Genomic DNA, 16,450 nt, shown 5'->3' on the forward strand with positions numbered 1-16,450 from the left:
CGATCGCAGGAGTCGACCGCCGCCGGGAAGGTGTGCGCGTACCGGGCGACTACCGTTCCGACAGGCACCCAGCAGCAGAACCGGCACCCCAGCAAGGAGAACCACGATGGCTTCCGCCCAGGTCACCTACGCCGTCACCGGTGCAACCGGCCGCCTGGGCGGACGCATCGCCCGCCGCCTGGCCGCCGCCGGAATTCCGCAGACCCTCCTGGCCCGCACCCCGGCCCGCGCCCCCGAACTGCCCGGCGCCACCGCCGTACCCGGCGCCTACGGCGACCACGACGCCCTCGCGCGGTCCCTGCGCGGCACCGACCGTGTCCTGATGGTCTCCGCCTCGGAGTCGCCCGACCGCGTCCAGCAGCACCGCACCTTCATCGACGCCGCGGCCCGGTCAGGCGTCGCACATCTGGTGTACATCTCCTTCTGCGGTGCCGCGCCCGATGCGACCTTCACCCTGGCCCGCGACCACTGGCACACCGAACAGCACATCCGGGCCAGTGGCGTACCGTTCACCTTTCTCCGGGACAACCTCTACGCCGACTTCATGACCGGCCTCGTGGGCGACGACGGTGCCATCCGCGGCCCCGCCGGGGACGGCCGGGCCGCCGTGGTCGCCCAGGACGACATCGCGGACGCCGCCGTCGCGGTGCTGCGCGATCCGGGCCCGCACGACGGTCGCGCCTACGAGCTGACCGGTCCCCAGGCACTCACCCTCACCGACGTGGCGGCCACGATCACCGAGATCACCGGGCGCCCCGTCACGTATGTGCCGGAGACGATCGAGGAGGCCTACGCCTCGCGCGCGGGCTACGGCGCCCCCGACTGGCAACTCGACGCCTGGGTCTCCACGTACACGGCGATCGCGGACGGCTCGCTCGCCGGGGTGAGCACCGCCGTCGAGGATCTGACCGGTCACCCGGCAACCGCACTGGAGCAGGTACTGCTGCGGGACGGGACCGCCCCGGTGCCCGAGGCGTAGGAAGCCGTTCGCTAGTCGGCTTCGCGCTCCAGCACGCGCCGGGCCGCCTCGGCCTCCGCCGCCGGTGGGGACAGCTCGTCGAGGGTGTCCAGCTCGTCGTCCGCCTCCAGTTCGCGTTCCCAGGCCGCCGCCAGCCGTTCCTGCTCCTGGCGCGGCTTGGCGTCGATCGCCTCCCGGTGTCCCGGGTCCAGGGCCGTCAGGAATCGTTCGACCGAGTCCGCCGCCATACCGTGCTCCTTGTCGTGGGGAAAGTGACTGCCACTCCTGGCCCAGCATGGCCACTCAGACCCGCGCCGAGGGCCCGACACCACCTGGAAACACCCTGTTGGCCCCGCCCCTCACCTCGCCGCCGAGGCCGTCCGCACCCCTTCAACTCCAGTGGGGCAAAACGCCATTGGCCTGACAAGACGCGGGAAGGCCCGGGAAGAACCGAGGTGAATCGAGATGAAACGACACGAACCCAGCAGGGCTGACACAGCAGCTGTGCCCGCTACGAGGCCGTCCGACCGGCTCGGCGTGCCGCTACGGCCATGACGAGGACGGAGGTCAGGGTGATTCCGGCGCCGACGTAGAGCGGGGCGGTGCAGCCGAACCCGGCGGTGATGGCCAGGCCGCCGAGCCAGGCGCCGAGGGCGTTGCCGACGTTGGAAGCGGACACGTTGGCGCTGGCGGCCAGGGCCGCGCCGTGGGCGAAGTCGGTGACGCGAGTGATCATGCCGGGGACGCCGGCGAACCCGGACAGGCCCAGCAGGAACACGAGGATCACCGACGCGATGGCGCTGCGGGCCAGCAGTCCGAATACGGTCATGGAGCCGGCGAGCGCGGCCGTCGGTACGAGGCCGATCACGCCGAGCGGGACACCCAAGTCGGCCGCGACCGAGGTGAGTTCGGGCTGGATGGCGTAGTTGTTCGCGATCGCCGAGCCGGCTATGGAGGCAAGCAGGAGCGTGTCGCCGCGGGGAAGCGGGCGCGTCACGGTGTGATGACGCGGGTGAGGACGACGGCGTACCGGCATTCGGTGTCGGTGGTGTTGGCGAAGACGCGCTCGGCGGGCTCGCCCAGTTCGAGGCTGTCGCCCGCGGTGAGTTCGTGGACCGTGTCGCCGTCATGGAAGGTCAGGCGGCCGTCCAGGACCCAGACGACCTGCCGCACGAAGGCGAAGGTGGCGGCCGGGTACGGCACCCGGGCGCCGGCGGGCAGGCGGATCTCGGCGATCTCCGCGGGGAAGTGCGGGCCGGTGATCTGGCGGCGCCGGTAACCGGTCGCGGGGTCGCGCCACTCGGGCGTGTCCGCGGGGCGGCGCACACCCTGCCCGCCCTCGGTGTCCTCCTGAGCCCCTTCGGCCAGTGCGAGCAGGGAGGCGACGCTGAGCCGGAACGCCGCGGACAGCTTGCCGAGGACGACGGCGGTGGGGCTGCTCTCGGCGCGTTCGATCCGGCTGATCATCGCCTGCGACACGCCGGAGGCGTTGGCGAGCTGGGCCAGGGTCCACCGGCGCCGCTCCCGTTCGGTGCGGATGCGGGCGGCGATCTGCCCCACCAGGGGATCTACTATGTTGGACATGGCTTCAATATACGCAAGAGACCCTGTTGTCGTGAAGGTGCGCCGCGCCCGGCCCGCTGACGTGGCGGCCGTCCGCGCGATCCGCAACCACGCGATCGAGCACTCGACGGCCCTGTGGACCGGGACCCCGCAGTCCCCCGACGAGGCCGCCGGCTGGCTGGCCGGACATCTGGAGCGCGGCTCGGCGTTCGTGGCCGAGGCCGACGGCGAGGTGGCCGGATTCGCGGTCTACGGTCCGTGGCGGGCGCTGGACGGATACCGGCACACGGTGGAGGACTCGGTCTACGTCCGCGAGGGGCGGCACGGACTCGGCATCGGCTCCGCGCTGCTGGGCGCCCTGATCAGCGCGGCGCGCGAATCGGGTCATCACGTGATGATCGCCGGTATCGAGGCCGAGAACGCCTCCTCGGTCCGGCTGCACGAACGGTTCGGGTTCCAGCACGTGGGTACGGTGGCGGAGGTCGGCACCAAGTTCGGCCGCTGGCTCGACCTGACGCTCATGCGCCTGCCCCTGACCTGAACCGGGCCGCACCACCCGCCCGTCGCACCGGCAGCCGTGCCGGTCGCCAGGTGGTGGCCGGGCGTTCAACAGCAGCTGAGTGCCTGGGGCCACGGCCCGCGCGAGCACGGCGGGCGTCGACGGCCGAGTGGCCGGCTCCTCCCGCCACAGCCGCGGGGTACGGCGCAGCCCGGCCCCCGGCAGGCCCACGGCGGAGAGGGCGACTCGTGCGCGGCGGGCCCGCAGGAAGCTCGCCCGTTCGCTTTTCGTGCCCGTGCGCAGCTCACCTGCCATACGGTCGAACGGTGCTCCTTGCCGAGGTGCGCCCCGCCGCCCCTTCCTTCAGGCCCGCCGCCGGCATTGCCTACTTGGGCTGTGCCGGGATCCGGGTGCTCACCCGGTAGCCGCCGTCGGAGGTCGGGCCGGAGGAGAACGTGCCGTGCAGGATCTCGGAGCGTTCCCTCAGCCCGACCAGGCCCTGTTGTGACCCGGGCAACGGCAGGGAGGGCCGGGTGGGTCGGCTGTTGGTGATCGTGACGCCGACGTCGTCGCCGTCCCGCCACAGCTCCACGGTCGCGCCGGCTCCGGGGGCGTGCTTGCGCACGTTCGTCAGGGCCTCCTGCACGGTGCGGTAGATCGCCCGCTGGGCCGGCGTGCTGATCGCGTCGGGCAGCCGGCCGGTCAGCTCCGCGTCGATGCCGCTCGTCGCGACCAGCCTGCGGATGTCGGCCAGCGTGGGCTGTGGTGTCAGCTCCGTGGCACGGCCGCCGGAAGCGCGCAGCAGGGTGACCATGTTCCGCAGTTCGTCGAGCGTGGAGACGCTCAGCGAACGGATGGTGCGTGCGGCCTGGCGGGCCTCGGTGTCCTTCGCCGCCACCTGAAGCGCGCCGGCCTGGACGGCGATCAGGCTGACCTGATGCGACACGACGTCGTGCATCTCCCGGGCGAGCTGCGCGCGTTCGCGGGCCAGGACGGCCTGGGCGTGCAGTGCCCGCTCGTGCTCCCTCGCCTCCTCGATCTCGGCCAGGCGCTGCGACAAGTCCCGCCGCACCTGGACCAGTTGTCCGAGCAGCACAGGGGCGGCCGTGCCCGCCAGCGTGTAGACGAACTGGATCAGCGTCCAGGTACGGTCGCGGGATTCGGGGTCGTGCCACGGCCAGGGCGCGGCGGAGGCGGCCGCCACCAGCACGGCGCACGCGGCAAGCAGGCGGCGGTCGCGCGACCGTTCGGCCAGCGCGAACAGGGCCGCGAGCGGGGCGACGACGAGGTCCGCCACCAGCGTGCCCGGCACCGTGAGCAGGACCACGACGAACGGGAGGTGGCGTCGAAGCGTGAGGGCGGCACACGCCAGACCGGCGAGGGCCACCGCCGACCACGAGGTGTCCCAGACCGCGAGCCAGGCGTCCCCGGTCGCGACGGCGACGAGCCCCGCGTCGGCCAGGGCTGCCGGAACCCGTGCCCGGCTCGCGCGAAGGCCCCTCACCGACCGGCCTCCGGCCGCCCCTGCTCGTCCAGGAGCCGGGCCCGCTGGGCGAGCAGCGCCGCCTGTATACGGCTGGTCACCCGCAGCTTGGTGAAGATCACGCTCAGGTGGTCCTTGACGGTGCCCGCGCTCAGATGCAGACGCGTTCCTATCTCGGCATTCGACAGCCCCTCCGCGACGAGCGTGAGCACGTCGCGTTCCCGCGCGGTCAGTCGCTCCACCCGGGCCGCCACTTCGGCGTCCACCGTTTCGGTGCCCTGGTGGCTGACCAGCAGGGCCCGGGACGCCTTGGGCGACATGACGATGCCGCCCGCGGCGAGCGTGCGGACCATCTGGGCCAGCTGTTCCGGCTCGGTGTCCTTGAGCAGGAACCCGGCCGCACCGTGACGCAGCGCCGCGAGGACGTACTCGTCGGTGTCGAACGTCGTGAGCATCGCCACGACGGGCCCGTCCGGCAGCGTACGCACCTCGCGCAGCACGGTGAGCCCGTCGACATCGGGCATACGGATGTCCAGCAGCACGACGTCCGGGCGCGCCGCGCGGATGCGGGCCACAGCTCCGGCGCCGCTCACCGTCGCCACCACCTCGATGTCGTCGGCGGCGTTCAGGATGAGCTGGAAGCCGGAGCGGACGAGCGCCTCGTCGTCCACCACTACCACCCGGATCATGTGCATGGCGTCCCGCTCTTGTCCGGTCCTGTCTGTGCGCCTACGACATTAAGAGGGCTCGGCCGTCGCGAGGGTTGCCCCAGGAAGTGGATCCAGCCGATCGGGGGGTGACCTCCCGCCACCCGGCGGGGCAGGTCCGGCCGGGCGGCGGATACCCCGCCCACCAGGTCCGATCCCAGGCTGGACGCATGACGCACAGCACAGACGCGGGGGCCCGGTGAACGGACAGCTCGGCGGCGGCAGGGAGACCGCCTTCCTGATCATCACGGCGTCGGCCGCGGTCCTGGCGGTCCTGCGGCCCGACCTGTACGCCGGTCTCGCCCACCGTGCCGCCTCGGCCTTCGCCCGGCTGATCGGCTGACCGTGCCTCGAAGAGTCCCGATGAAGATCACGTTTCTGCTCCACAACGCCTACGGCATCAGCGGCACCGTCCGCGCCACGGCCAACCTCGCCGGGGCACTCGCCGACCACCACGACGTCGAGATCGTCTCCTACTACCGCACCGCCGACCAGCCCCGCCTGGCAGCGGCGCCCCAGGTGCGGATGCGCACCCTGGTGGACCTGCGGCCCACCTCCCGGCACTACGCGGGAAACACCGCCGAGCAGCGCAGATCCGGCACCGTGTGCCCCCACGACACCGTGCACCACGGCCCTACGCCGCCCAGCGGACTCGGCGAGGCGCGGCTCGCGCAGTACCTGAAGGACACCGACGCCGACGTGGTGATCGCGACCCGGCCGTACCTGACCTGCTTCCTGGCCGAGCACGGCCGCCCGGACCAGCTGCGCATCGGCCAGGAGTACGCCACCCGCGCCCTCCACCCGGAGGCGCTCAGGGACGACCTCGACGTGGCCGTGTCCCTCCTCGACGCCTACGTGAGCGTGTCCGCGGCGGACACACGCGCCTACCGCCGGGCCCTGCACTCCGCACCGACGCGCCTCACCAGCATCCCCGTCTGCGCTCCCGCGCCCTGTGTGCAGCCCTCGACCGGGAACTCGAGGACCGTGGTGACAGCCGGGCGGCTGACGGCGGCCAAGCGGTACGACCGGCTCGTCGACGCCTTCGCCAAGGTCGTGGCGGTACATCCGGACTGGACGCTGCGCATCTACGGCCGCGGCCACGAGCGCAGCAGCCTGCGCCGCCGTGTCGACGACCTCGGGCTGCACGACAACGTCCAGCTGATGGGAGTGCGCACTCCCCTGGACCCGGAGTGGGCCAAGGGCGCCATCGCGGTCCTGCCGAGCAGCGCCGAACCGTCCGGCACGACCCTGCTGGAAGCCATGAGCTGCGGGGTGCCCGTGGTGAGCACCGACTGCGACCACGCGCCCCGCGAGATCATCACACACGGCGAGGACGGCCTGCTCGTCCCGGCGCACGGAGCCGTCGAGGACACACTCGCCGACGCGCTGTGCCGCCTGATCGAGAACGACGCCGAGCGCCGGCGCATGGCCGCCGCGGCCCACCTGACGTCCCTGCGCTTCCGTCCCCGGCACATCGCCGCGCAGTACGACGCCCTCTTCGCCGACCTCAAGCCGCAACTCGCCGGCCGCGGCGGAGGCGGTACCGCGCTGCGCGCAGCACGCCCGGACACCGACGGCGGCTTCCCGCTGTGGCGCCGGGCGCTGGAACTCATCGGCCTGGCCGGGCTCGGGGCACCGGTCCGGGTCGGCTGCCGTGTGCTGCCCGACGGCTCGGTCACCTTCCACGTCCCCAGTCCGGCCCTCACCCCCGACGCCTGGAACCTGGTCCTGCGCCCCCGGGAGACCACGGCGGCGGGTGACCCCGTGCGACTGCGGCTGGAGCAGCGGGGGACGGGCGCCGGCCGGTCGCTGCAGGCAACGCTGGACAAGGCTTCGTACTCGCTCGCCGAAGGACACTGGGACGCCTTCGTCCAGCACGTCAGCGGCAACACCTCACGCCCCGTCCTGGCCGGGCCGGTGGAAACGGCACGGCTCCTCGACCCCGCCGCGCGCCGCCCGTCCGACGCTGGATGCACCGCATGGATCCCCTGTCCGGCACCGGACGGCGGCCTGGCCCTGCGCACCTGGCACAGACCGGCCCACGCCGAGGTGTCGACGGTCACCGTCGGCGACAGCGCGATCCGGATCACCGGCTCGCTCCACGGCAGCGCCGCCCGCTCCCACCACTACCGGTTCCGGGCCCGCCTCCAGGGACACCGCGACCCCTCCTTCGACGGACACTGCTACATCGACGCGTACGGCGACTTCGACATCGGCATCCCCCTGGCTACCGCGGCCGAGCACCATCCCGGCGCAGACGCCCACTGGGACCTGCGACTGAGCGCGTACGGCGGCCCCGAACTCCGCCTCGGCATGCTCACCGGTGACATCGCGGACCGCCGGGACATCACCACGTTCCCGACGGCCCACCTCTCGAGGCCACGGAGCCGCCTCACATTCCAGCCGTACCTGACACCCGACCACGACCTCGCGCTCAGAACCACCGACGCGTGAGCCCGCAATGCGCTCCCCGAGTGCTTCCCGAGCCCCGTGCCGGGCCCGCCGCCCGCGCCGTTGACCTTGCCGGACCCCCTGGCCCGGTCACGCGTGGGAGACGACTTGAGTGCAGATCGCCCCTGGGGCACAGCCGTTGTCATCGGCGGCAGCTACGCGGGACTGGTGACCGCGCGCGTCCTGAGCGACTTCTTCGCCGAGGTCGTCGTCGTGGAACGTGATGCCGTCGACGAGGACACCGGCATCCACCCGGGAGCCCCGCAGGGGTACCACGCGCACGCGATGCTGGCCAGGGGCGGGGAGATCCTGGAGCGGCTGTTCCCGGGAATCCGCGAGGAGTTGAGGAACGCGGGGGCGCCGGAATTCGACTACGGAGAGGGCAGCGACTTCCTGCTGCCCTGCGGACGCGCGCCGCGACAGCGCACGGGCGTGCGGATGCAGACCTTCACCCGCGACGAGCTGGAGCGCCGGCTGCGCCGCAGGGTGCTCGCACGCCCGCAGGTCACGCTGATCCCGGCCACCCGGTGCGCGGGCCTGATCCTGGACTCCTCCGGCCGGGTCAGCGGCGTGACGTGCCGGACACAGGACACGGATCCCTTCGAACTGGCCGCCGACCTGGTCGTCGACGCCTCCGGACGGGCCAGCTCCCTGGCCCGCTGGCTGAGGGCGCTCGGGATCACCGTGCCGCCCAAACGGACCGTGAAGGCGAAGGTCACCTACACGTCGATGAACTTCGACCGGCCGCAGGAGAGCGACCCCCGGCACCCGGACTTCAAGGTCGCCTACCAGATGCTCTTCGCTCCCCGGGTGCGCCGGGGCGGGGTCCTGTTCGCGGTCGAGCGCAACCGGTGGACCTGTTCGCTGTTCGGATTCGAGGACCCGCCACCGACCGACGACGAGGGCTACCTGGCGTTCGCCCGGAGCCTGGACAATCCCCATCTGGCCACGCAGATCGACCGCCGCACCGTCCAGGAGCCCACCCGCCGCCACTCCAGCGCCGACAACCAGTGGCGGCCGTACCACGCCGTCAAGGACTGGCCGGACCGGCTGATCGCCGTCGGGGACGCGGTCTGCGCCCTCAACCCCGTCTACGCCCAGGGTCAGACGGTGGCCGCAATGGAGGCGGAACTCCTGCAGGCCATGTTGGAACGGCGTGGACCGTCCGGCCGGTTGGACGGCCTCGCCGCCGGCTTCCAGAAGAAGGTGGGCCGACTGCTGCGCAGCCCGTGGATGCTGTCCACCAACTCCGACCTGATGTGGAACCCGCACGGCAGGCCCCTCGCCGTCCGCTTCGCCCACTGGTACAACGCACGCCTCTTCCAGGTGGCGGTGCGGGACCCGGCCGTATGGGCGAGGTTCGTCCGCGTGGTGAACATGCTGAACTCTCCGGCCGTGCTGTTCCGTCCCACTGTTGCGCTGAAGGTCCTGTGGAGTCCCACCGGCGCCGCCCCGAGCCCGGGAGGCCGCCGGCGATGAGCGCGATCAGCATGCCCGCTTCGATGTGGTCCGGCTGATCGGCACGGTCCCCGTGGCCCGGTTCGTCACCCGCTCCCGTTGTCGGCATGCTCCGGCGCGTGCCTCTGCGTGATCCAGCCGTGGACCACCCGTACGGGCACCCGCGCGTCGACGGCGATCACATGCTCGGGCACGCCGGTGAGCCAGGCGGCGAGCGCGGCCCGGCGCAGGCGGGTTGCGCGGGCGGCCAGGCCGGCACGCAACGCGCCCGCGGAGGCGGCGGTCAGGCTCGGGGCGTCCTGCGCCAGGTGCCGGGCGGCCTGGCGGACGGCGCGGCGGGCGCGCCGGGTGTCGAGGTCGCTCATGCCACCGCCTCCCGGTCGGTACCGAGGGGCGTGTCGTCCAGGTGCCAGTGCAGGTCGTGTACGCCCGGTTCCAGGGACAGGCGGGCGATGAGCTGTTCCAGGGCGCGGGCCGGGTCGCCGTTCAGGGCGACGGCGGCCCGCAGGCTGGTGGTGCCCTCGTCGTCACGCCGTACCCGCAGAGCGGTGGGTGCCAGCCCGTCGCTCGCCAGGGCCTGGGACAGCAGCGCCCGGACATGAGTCTCGTCGCCGCGCTCGCAGATCAGGTGGACGGTGGCATGCACGCCCTCGTGGTCCGGGTCGCGCTGCGGAACGCGGTCGATGAGCCGCCCGGCGGGGCGCAGCAGCATGTGTACGGTGAGCACGGTGGCGGTGCCTATGAAGCACAGCGTCAGCCGGCCGGAGGCGGCGAGCACGCCGACCGCGGCCGAACACCACAGTGTGGCCGCGGTGTTGAGGCCGCGTACGCCTCCGCCCTCGCGGAGGATGACACCACCGCCGAGGAATCCGATGCCGGAGACCACGTAGGAGGCGACCCGGGTGGGGCTGCCGGTGTCGCCGACGGCCTCGCTGTAGAGGACGAAGAGCGTGGCGCCGACCGCCACCAGGGCGTTGGTGCGCAGTCCGGCCATGCGGGCGCGCCACTGGCGCTCGACGCCGATCAGGGCACCGCAGGAGACGCCGACCGTGAGGCGGAGTACGAAGTCGAAGGTGGTCAGGTTCGCCATGGGGAACCTCCCCTCGCCCCGCCGGAGCGGGACAGGTCGAGGGCAGGGCGAGCACCGGCCCGGCCGTGGGGCCGGCGAGGGCTACCCGATGCCCGAGGAGTCGGGGGACACGGGACTGCAGGGCCGGTCGTGGCCCGGACTACTGCTGCGATCCATGTCGCTCACCTCCTCCTCGTCGTCCGCGATGCCTTCGGAACCTCTCTCCATATTTGCGCATCGACGCAATTGGTGTCGGTGCCTGGCGGCGCGGGGTGCTGTGCGCATGACCGGCTACCATACTTGCATGGAAGCGCAAGTAGCGTCGTGGGACGAGGAGCGGGCCGAGCGGTCGGTGGCGGTGCTCAAGGCCGTCGCGGACCCCTCGCGCTACCGGCTGCTGTGGGCGCTCAGCGAACGGGAACTGCCGGTCAGCCGCCTTGCCGAGCTGATCGAGGCACATGTCGCCGCCACCTCCCAGCACCTGGCGAAACTGCGCGCGGCCGGACTGGTCGCATCGCGGCGGGAAGGTACGCGCATCTTCTACCGGGTCACCGGCCCGCAGGTGCGTGCGCTGCTGGAGAGCGCGGTGCTGGCCACGGACGAGGCCGTCGCCGCGGGGGACGCTGCGGCGGCGGAAGCCGTACAGGCGGCCGCCGCGCAGGAGCGGAGCGCGCCCGCACGGGCCGCCGGTCTCCGGCGGCCGGCCACGGAACACTGACGCCCCCGGCACCGGCTCAGCCCCGCCCGGCCACGGTGACGGCCACGTGCACGTCGTCGCTCTCGTCGAGGCGGTACTCCTGCGGCTCGGCGTCGTAGGAGTACAGCTCGGCGTAGCGACCCCAGTCGGTGGCCGTCTCCAGCTGACGGGCGACCTGCTCGGCGGTGAAGTGGTGGGCCAGCAGGTCGCGGAAGAAGCCGGCGCGCAAGGTGGCGCCCGAGTTGCTGCGCAGACTCCTGGTGATCAGCGTGACCAGCGGGGCACGCTGGACGGCCTCGGCGAAGATCTTCTTCGACTCCTGCACGTCGGCGCCCGCGAAGGCCGTACCTGTGTCGGACAGCAGCAGGTCGTCCCCGCTGAGTGTCGTGAAGCCAAGCAGGTCGAGCGCGTCGACCTGGGGCAGCAGGTCGTCCACCGCCAGGCCGAGTTCGTCGGCGAGGTCGGCCAGGTCGCAGCGTCCGCCGCGGTTCAGCACCATCTCCGCGAGCCCCGACAGTCCGTCGACGCTCGCCGGGGGCAGCGGGGTGTTCGCCGGGGTGCGCTTCTCCAGTTCCACCGACTCGTGCCGGCCGGGGACCCGGCCCTCCTTCTGGCGCCCGGTCATGGTGCGGTAGACGCGGTCGATCAGGTCGCCGAAGGCGGCCGAGTCACGGTCGCGGGGGCGGTCGAGACCGACCTCGAAGACCTCGCGGACCGTGCCGTAGGGGCGGGCGCCCAGGACGACGATCCGGTCGGCCATCAGCACGGCCTCCTCGATGTTGTGAGTGACCAGGACGATGGCGCGGGTCGGGAACTGGCCGGACTCCCACAGCTCCATCAGCTCGCCGCGCAGGTTCTCGGCGGTCAGCACGTCGAGGGCGGAGAACGGCTCGTCCATCATCAGTACGTCCGGCTCCACGACGAGGGCGCGGGCGAAGCCGACGCGCTGGCGCATGCCGCCGGACAGCTCCTTGGGGTACGCGGACTCGAAGCCGTCCAGGCCGATCAGGTCGATGGCCTGCCGGGCGGCGTCCGCGCGTTCGGCGGCCGGAACTCCCTTGGCTTCCAAGCCCAGTTCGACGTTCTGCTGCACGGTCAGCCAGGGCAGCAGCGCAAAGGTCTGGAACACCATGGCCGTGCCCGGGTTCGCTCCGGTGAGCGAGGTTCCCCGGTAGGCGACGGTGCCCGAACTGGCGGGCACGAGTCCGGCCAGGCAGCGCAGCAGGGTGGACTTGCCGGAGCCCGACTTGCCGAGCAGCGCGACGACCTCACCGGCGCGCACCTGGAGGTTGATGCCGGACAGGACGGGCAGTTCGCCGTCGGCGCCGGCATAGGACTTGGTCAGGCCGACGGTCTCCAGCAGCAGCTCGCCGTCGGCGGGACGGCGGGGCCTGTCGGCGGTCAGGTGGGCGAGGCCGGCGCGGGCCTGGCGGTCGGCGCGCAGCCGACGCAGGGTGTTCAGCACCATGACGTGCTCCAAATGCTTGTCGGGTAAGGGAAGTTCACAGGGGATTTCAGAGGGAGTAGCGGGTCTCGGCCAGCCGGTACAGGCGCCGCCACAGCAGCCGGTTCAACCCGACGACGTACAGGCTCATCACCGCGACCCCGGCGATCAGGTGCGGGTAGTCGCCGCTCTCGGTGGCCTTCGCGATGTACGCGCCGAGGCCCGTGGCCGTCAGGGTGGTGCCGCCGAAGGTGACCACCTCGGAGACGATCGAGGCGTTCCAGGCGCCGCCGGAGGCGGTGATCCCGCCGGTGACGTACGAGGGGAAGATCCCCGGAATGATCAGCCGCCGCCACCGCTGCCGGCCGCTCACGCCCAGGTCGTCCATGGCCTCGCGCAGGTCGCTCGGGATGGCCATGGCGCCGGCGATGGTGTTGAACAGGATGTACCACTGGGCGCCGAGCGCCATCAGCAGCGTGCCGCCGATGTTGATGGACAGGCCGGACCTCAGGAAGAACCACACGGCCAGCGGGAAGAGGAAGTTGGCAGGGAAGGACGCCAGCACCTGGACGACCGGCTGGGCGATCCGGGTCAGCCGGGGCGAGAAGCCGATCCTCACGCCGACCGGTACCCAGACGACGGTGGCCAGGGCGACCAGGACCACCACCCGGGCGAGGGTGGCCAGACCCAGCAGCAGCGGCTCGCCGAAGACGCCGAGGCCGGTGCGGTCGTGCAGGTAATGACCGAGGTTGATCAGACCCCACACGATCAGCCCGCCGGCGACCACGGTGAAGACGAAGTCGCCGGTGCGCTGTCGCGTGCGGTCGACGACGAGCGGGCGGTCGTCGCGCCCGAGGACCCGGCCGGCGGTGCTCAGCGCACGTCCCACCGGGCGCAGCGCCCGGCCGAGCAACTGCGGCCAGTGCGAGCGGCGAAGGAAGTCGAGCACGACGGACCGCTGGATCTCGCTCGCCTCGGACTGCTCGTTCTTGAACTTCTCCGCCCACGCGGTCAGTGGCCGCCAGAACAGGAAGTTCACGCCGATCACCATTACGGCCATGGTGAGGATGGCCCAGCCGACCTTGCCGAGGTCGCCGTCGGTGATCGCGGCACCGGCGTAGGAGCCGACGCCGGGAAGTGCGTACCGCTGGTTGTCTACGCTGATCGCCTCGGAGGCCACCAGGAAGAACCAGCCGCCGCCGAAGCTCATCATGCCGTTCCAGACCAGGCCGATCATGCCGGCCGGGACCTCCACCTTCCAGAACCGCATCCAGCGGGTGAAGCCGAACGACCGTGACAGCTCGTCGAGTTCACGCGGGAGGGAAGTGAGGGAGGAGTAGAAGCCGAACGTCATGTTCCACGCCTGCGAGGTGAAGATCGCGAAGATCGACGCGCACTCCAGGCCCAGCATCGAGCCGGGAAACAGCGCGATGAACCCCGTCACCGCGACCGTCAGGAAGCCCAGCACCGGTACCGACTGCAGGATGTCCAGGGCCGGGATGAGGATCCGTTCCAGTCTGCGGCTCTTGGCGGCGGCGTAGGCGTAGGCGAAGGTGAACGCGATCGACAGGGCGAGCGCGGCGAACATCCGCAACAGTGAACGGGCCGCGTCGTACGGCAGCCGCGCCGGATCGGTGTCGACGTGGACGTTGTGGTGGGTGCTGAAGGCGACGGTGGTGCCGTGCCCCACGCGCAGCACCACATACAGGATCACCAGCACGCCGGCGGCCACCGCCGCGTCCACCCAGGAGAACCGGGACAGGCGCCCTGGCAGCCGCGCCATCAGCGGCGTACGCTCCACCTCCACCGTCTCGGTCGGCTTGTTGTCCGTACGGATCGACATCACGAAGACCTCCGCCCCCACTCTGGGCAGGCCGGCATGCCCGGCCGTGGCCAACGCACCGACGGCAGGACAGGGGTCACCCAGGCAGCATGGGAATTACAGATAAGGAAGAAAGGCCCGCCCAGGCGTCCACCGTCGCCTCATCGAGACTGAGGCCGTACCCGGCGCGGAAAGCTGGGGCGCACGGCCCCGGCTGGTGAGAGTCAGCGAATGCCCTGGAGGCAGCGCGGACTGGGAGGGTCTGCACCCATGGCTGCCTCCGTTCCGTGATGCGGCTACGCCCCGCCCGCACTCAGCACACACGGGGCCCGACTCCCAGAGTGTGCCCCTTGTTGCGTCGATGTGCAAATACGGCTCCGGCTTCACCGCCGGCGCGACACCGCCAACCCGGTGTGGGTGAGATCCCGCTCGTGACGGCGGAAGACGGTGGGTCCGAGCCGGACGCTTCAGCAGCCCAGCAGCCCAGCGGCCCGAGTGACACTGCACCACCTCGCCGGGGCGAGGGGCGGCCACGCCGTCGTCGCCAACATGCTGGTGTACTTCGGCACCGGGGAGCAGAAGCGCCGCCGGCTGCCGAGGATCGGCACCTGTCTGGCCGACATGGCCACTTCACTCACCGCCGCCTGCCGCCCGCCGCCCGACGCTCAACGCGGCCCGGGAGGCGGACGCCGGACGCCGAGTGGACATGGAGGCGGGCATGGCCAAGCTCTTCGCCTCCGAAACGGCCATGCGGATCGCCCTCAACGCGGTTCGCATACACGGCGGTTACGGCTACTCGACCGAGTTCGACGTCGAGCACTACTTCCGCGACGCACCGCTGATGATCGTCGGCGAGGGCACCAACGAGATCCAGCGACACGTCATCGCCGGCCGGCTGGGCGAGCGCGGCGGACTCGACGCGTGAACAACGCCGTCAGCCGTCATCCATGACACCCTGTGCGCCCTCTAGCCGTTGATGTCCAACGCCGTGCCGTACAGGCGGTCCACCTTCAATCGGATGACCACCCGACGCTCGGCGACGAGCTGCTGCAGGAACGCGTCCTCATCCTCGGGCTTCGCGGCCTCAGGGATCATTCCGAGCAGTTCTCGTCCCACGGGGTCGCCAGGGACCGTCGTGGTCTCCGAGATCTCGGCTTCGCCCTCCGCGACGGCGAACGACCACACGTCGTCGCCCTGTACGTGCAGCGCGGCACGCGGGTCGCGTCGCAGGTGCTGGACCTTGACGCGGTCGGCCGTCGTGGAGAAGCGCACGATGCGCGCCTCGGCGTCCCAGTGGTAGAGCATGGTGGTCAGATGGGGGTGGCCGCTGCGCTTGACGCTCGCGAGGGTGCCGAACTGCTGCTTGCCGAGGAGGTCGGAGAGTGCCTCGTCGGACAAGGTGCGAGGCCCCGGGTTTCCAGTCATGATCTGATCAACTTCCATGGCTGCCCCTTCATTCCACGCACGTCCACGACATGGCACCACGGGCCTGATCCACCGTGCCCGCCGGGTCAGCCCTGCCAGTCGCCGATGCCGTCCCACACCATGTCCACGAGCCGCAGCACCCCGTGGTCCAGCGCGCCGACCCGCTGGGCCACGGCCGCCATCAGGGCCATCCCGCCGTCCCGGTGCAGGCGGTGCCCCAGCGAACGGAGCTTGACCTGGTCGAGGATCCAGTCCGCGATCTGGCCGTCGTTGAACAGGAGCATGTCGAGGTGGTCGCCGTCGAGCAGCTGGCCCTGCCGGGCGGGGCAGACGGTGCGGGACCAGCGCTCGCCCGCGCAGGCGAGCCCGATCACCCGCCGGGCCGTCCGGTCCAGGGGCGGCTGTTTGACGCTGTCCCCGACCCGGCTGTCCGGCTCGTTCGCCTTCTTGATCAGGGCCGAGATCTTCTGGAGGCCGCGCAGGTTGAGGCGACACCCAGGGCACCACACGTCGGTGGGGATGGTGATCGGGAAGTGGCAGTCGCAGCGCAGGGTCGCTCCGGTCGTCAGGCTGACGTCGCGCTGACTGATCCGATGGCTTGCGCCGCACTCCGGACACATGACCGGGAAGACGACCGCGGGCCCTGCCCCCGACTGGCGGCAGCCCGGGCATGCTCCCTCATCCGGGGCACAGGCACCGCCGGTGGCCGCATAGCGCTCCGCCAACCGGTCGTTGACGTCCGGCACGAGCCACCTGCACACGGAGCAGAACAGCTCGGCGTCGTAGTGGAACACACGCTGCTCGCACTTGCTGCAGCTCGCGACGCGCTCGCCGTCCTGCGCCACGGCGCGGGCGATGGAGGGGACCACGACAT

At 71.7% G+C, this 16,450-nt stretch carries 16 protein-coding genes and 2 pseudogenes; 7 read left to right on the top strand and 11 right to left on the bottom strand.

Annotated features, from left to right (window positions below; all coding sequences use genetic code 11):
- Positions 1-106 precede the first annotated feature (106 nt).
- The gene (locus GQF42_RS41015; protein WP_158928548.1) at positions 107-979 is read left to right on the top strand and encodes an SDR family oxidoreductase; all 873 of its coding nucleotides are present in this window, start codon (positions 107-109) and stop codon (positions 977-979) included.
- A gap of 11 nt (positions 980-990) precedes the next feature.
- Here the strand turns inward: GQF42_RS41015 and GQF42_RS41020 are convergent, their stop codons facing one another.
- The 3 genes and pseudogenes from GQF42_RS41020 to GQF42_RS41030 form a co-directional block, all read right to left on the bottom strand.
- Positions 991-1,206: a hypothetical protein gene (locus GQF42_RS41020; RefSeq protein ID WP_158928550.1), complete on the bottom strand. Its 216-nt coding sequence runs from the start codon at positions 1,204-1,206 to the stop codon at positions 991-993.
- A gap of 263 nt (positions 1,207-1,469) precedes the next feature.
- A pseudogene (locus GQF42_RS41025) lies at positions 1,470-1,784 on the bottom strand (MFS transporter); the annotation flags it as partial.
- A 167-nt stretch (positions 1,785-1,951) separates the two neighbouring features.
- A complete protein-coding gene (locus GQF42_RS41030; RefSeq protein WP_158928554.1) occupies positions 1,952-2,542 on the bottom strand; it encodes a helix-turn-helix domain-containing protein in 591 nt (196 codons plus the stop codon).
- On the opposite strand from GQF42_RS41030, the gene GQF42_RS41035 reads away from it, so the two are divergent.
- On the top strand, positions 2,541-3,062 hold the full coding sequence (locus GQF42_RS41035; RefSeq protein ID WP_158928556.1) for a GNAT family N-acetyltransferase: 522 nt from the start codon (positions 2,541-2,543) through the stop codon (positions 3,060-3,062). The genes GQF42_RS41030 and GQF42_RS41035 overlap by 2 nt on opposite strands.
- Positions 3,063-3,405: 343 nt before the next feature.
- Here the strand turns inward: GQF42_RS41035 and GQF42_RS41040 are convergent, their stop codons facing one another.
- The gene (locus tag GQF42_RS41040) at positions 3,406-4,524 is read right to left on the bottom strand and encodes a sensor histidine kinase (RefSeq protein WP_158928558.1); all 1,119 of its coding nucleotides are present in this window, start codon (positions 4,522-4,524) and stop codon (positions 3,406-3,408) included.
- Positions 4,521-5,192 (bottom strand): response regulator, encoded by a 672-nt coding sequence (locus GQF42_RS41045; RefSeq protein WP_158928560.1) that lies wholly within the window; start codon positions 5,190-5,192, stop codon positions 4,521-4,523. The genes GQF42_RS41040 and GQF42_RS41045 overlap by 4 nt, the downstream gene beginning before the upstream one ends.
- A 217-nt stretch (positions 5,193-5,409) precedes the next feature.
- Here GQF42_RS41045 and GQF42_RS41050 point away from each other — a divergent pair, with 217 nt between their 5' ends.
- From GQF42_RS41050 to GQF42_RS41060, 3 genes are all read left to right on the top strand, one after another.
- Entirely contained in the window at positions 5,410-5,553 is a 144-nt protein-coding gene (locus GQF42_RS41050; RefSeq protein WP_158928562.1) for a hypothetical protein, read from the top strand.
- Between the two features lie 20 nt (positions 5,554-5,573).
- Positions 5,574-7,664 carry a glycosyltransferase gene (locus tag GQF42_RS41055; protein WP_158928564.1) on the top strand — a complete coding sequence of 697 codons (2,091 nt, stop codon included), beginning with the start codon at positions 5,574-5,576 and terminating at the stop codon, positions 7,662-7,664.
- A gap of 105 nt (positions 7,665-7,769) precedes the next feature.
- On the top strand, positions 7,770-9,140 hold the full coding sequence (locus tag GQF42_RS41060) for an FAD-dependent monooxygenase (RefSeq protein ID WP_158928566.1): 1,371 nt from the start codon (positions 7,770-7,772) through the stop codon (positions 9,138-9,140).
- Positions 9,141-9,205: 65 nt separating this feature from the next.
- Here GQF42_RS41060 and GQF42_RS41065 read toward each other — a convergent pair whose 3' ends face one another.
- Together GQF42_RS41065 and GQF42_RS41070 are read right to left on the bottom strand one after the other, a co-directional pair.
- Complete coding sequence (locus tag GQF42_RS41065; RefSeq protein ID WP_158928568.1) at positions 9,206-9,484, bottom strand: hypothetical protein; 279 nt, start codon at positions 9,482-9,484, stop codon at positions 9,206-9,208.
- Positions 9,481-10,209 (bottom strand): MgtC/SapB family protein, encoded by a 729-nt coding sequence (locus GQF42_RS41070; RefSeq protein WP_158928570.1) that lies wholly within the window; start codon positions 10,207-10,209, stop codon positions 9,481-9,483. Before GQF42_RS41070 ends, GQF42_RS41065 begins: the two co-directional genes overlap by 4 nt.
- Positions 10,210-10,492: 283 nt before the next feature.
- On the opposite strand from GQF42_RS41070, the gene GQF42_RS41075 reads away from it, so the two are divergent.
- On the top strand, positions 10,493-10,906 hold the full coding sequence (locus tag GQF42_RS41075; RefSeq protein WP_158928572.1) for an ArsR/SmtB family transcription factor: 414 nt from the start codon (positions 10,493-10,495) through the stop codon (positions 10,904-10,906).
- 16 nt (positions 10,907-10,922) lie between these two features.
- Here GQF42_RS41075 and GQF42_RS41080 read toward each other — a convergent pair whose 3' ends face one another.
- Both GQF42_RS41080 and GQF42_RS41085 read right to left on the bottom strand, forming a co-directional pair.
- Complete coding sequence (locus GQF42_RS41080) at positions 10,923-12,353, bottom strand: ABC transporter ATP-binding protein (protein ID WP_158928574.1); 1,431 nt, start codon at positions 12,351-12,353, stop codon at positions 10,923-10,925.
- Between the two features lie 46 nt (positions 12,354-12,399).
- Entirely contained in the window at positions 12,400-14,112 is a 1,713-nt protein-coding gene (locus GQF42_RS41085; protein ID WP_158931202.1) for an ABC transporter permease, read from the bottom strand.
- Positions 14,113-14,751: 639 nt separating this feature from the next.
- Here GQF42_RS41085 and GQF42_RS41090 point away from each other — a divergent pair.
- Positions 14,752-15,076: pseudogene (locus GQF42_RS41090) on the top strand (acyl-CoA dehydrogenase family protein); the annotation flags it as partial.
- A 41-nt stretch (positions 15,077-15,117) separates the two neighbouring features.
- Here the strand turns inward: GQF42_RS41090 and GQF42_RS41095 are convergent.
- Positions 15,118-15,576: a PPOX class F420-dependent oxidoreductase gene (locus tag GQF42_RS41095; RefSeq protein ID WP_158928576.1), complete on the bottom strand. Its 459-nt coding sequence runs from the start codon at positions 15,574-15,576 to the stop codon at positions 15,118-15,120.
- 86 nt (positions 15,577-15,662) lie between these two features.
- Entirely contained in the window at positions 15,663-16,445 is a 783-nt protein-coding gene (locus tag GQF42_RS41100) for a hypothetical protein (protein WP_158928578.1), read from the bottom strand.
- Positions 16,446-16,450: the final 5 nt, after the last annotated feature.

The organism is Streptomyces broussonetiae (genome assembly GCF_009796285.1).
In the GTDB taxonomy this organism is placed as follows: domain Bacteria; phylum Actinomycetota; class Actinomycetes; order Streptomycetales; family Streptomycetaceae; genus Streptomyces; species Streptomyces broussonetiae.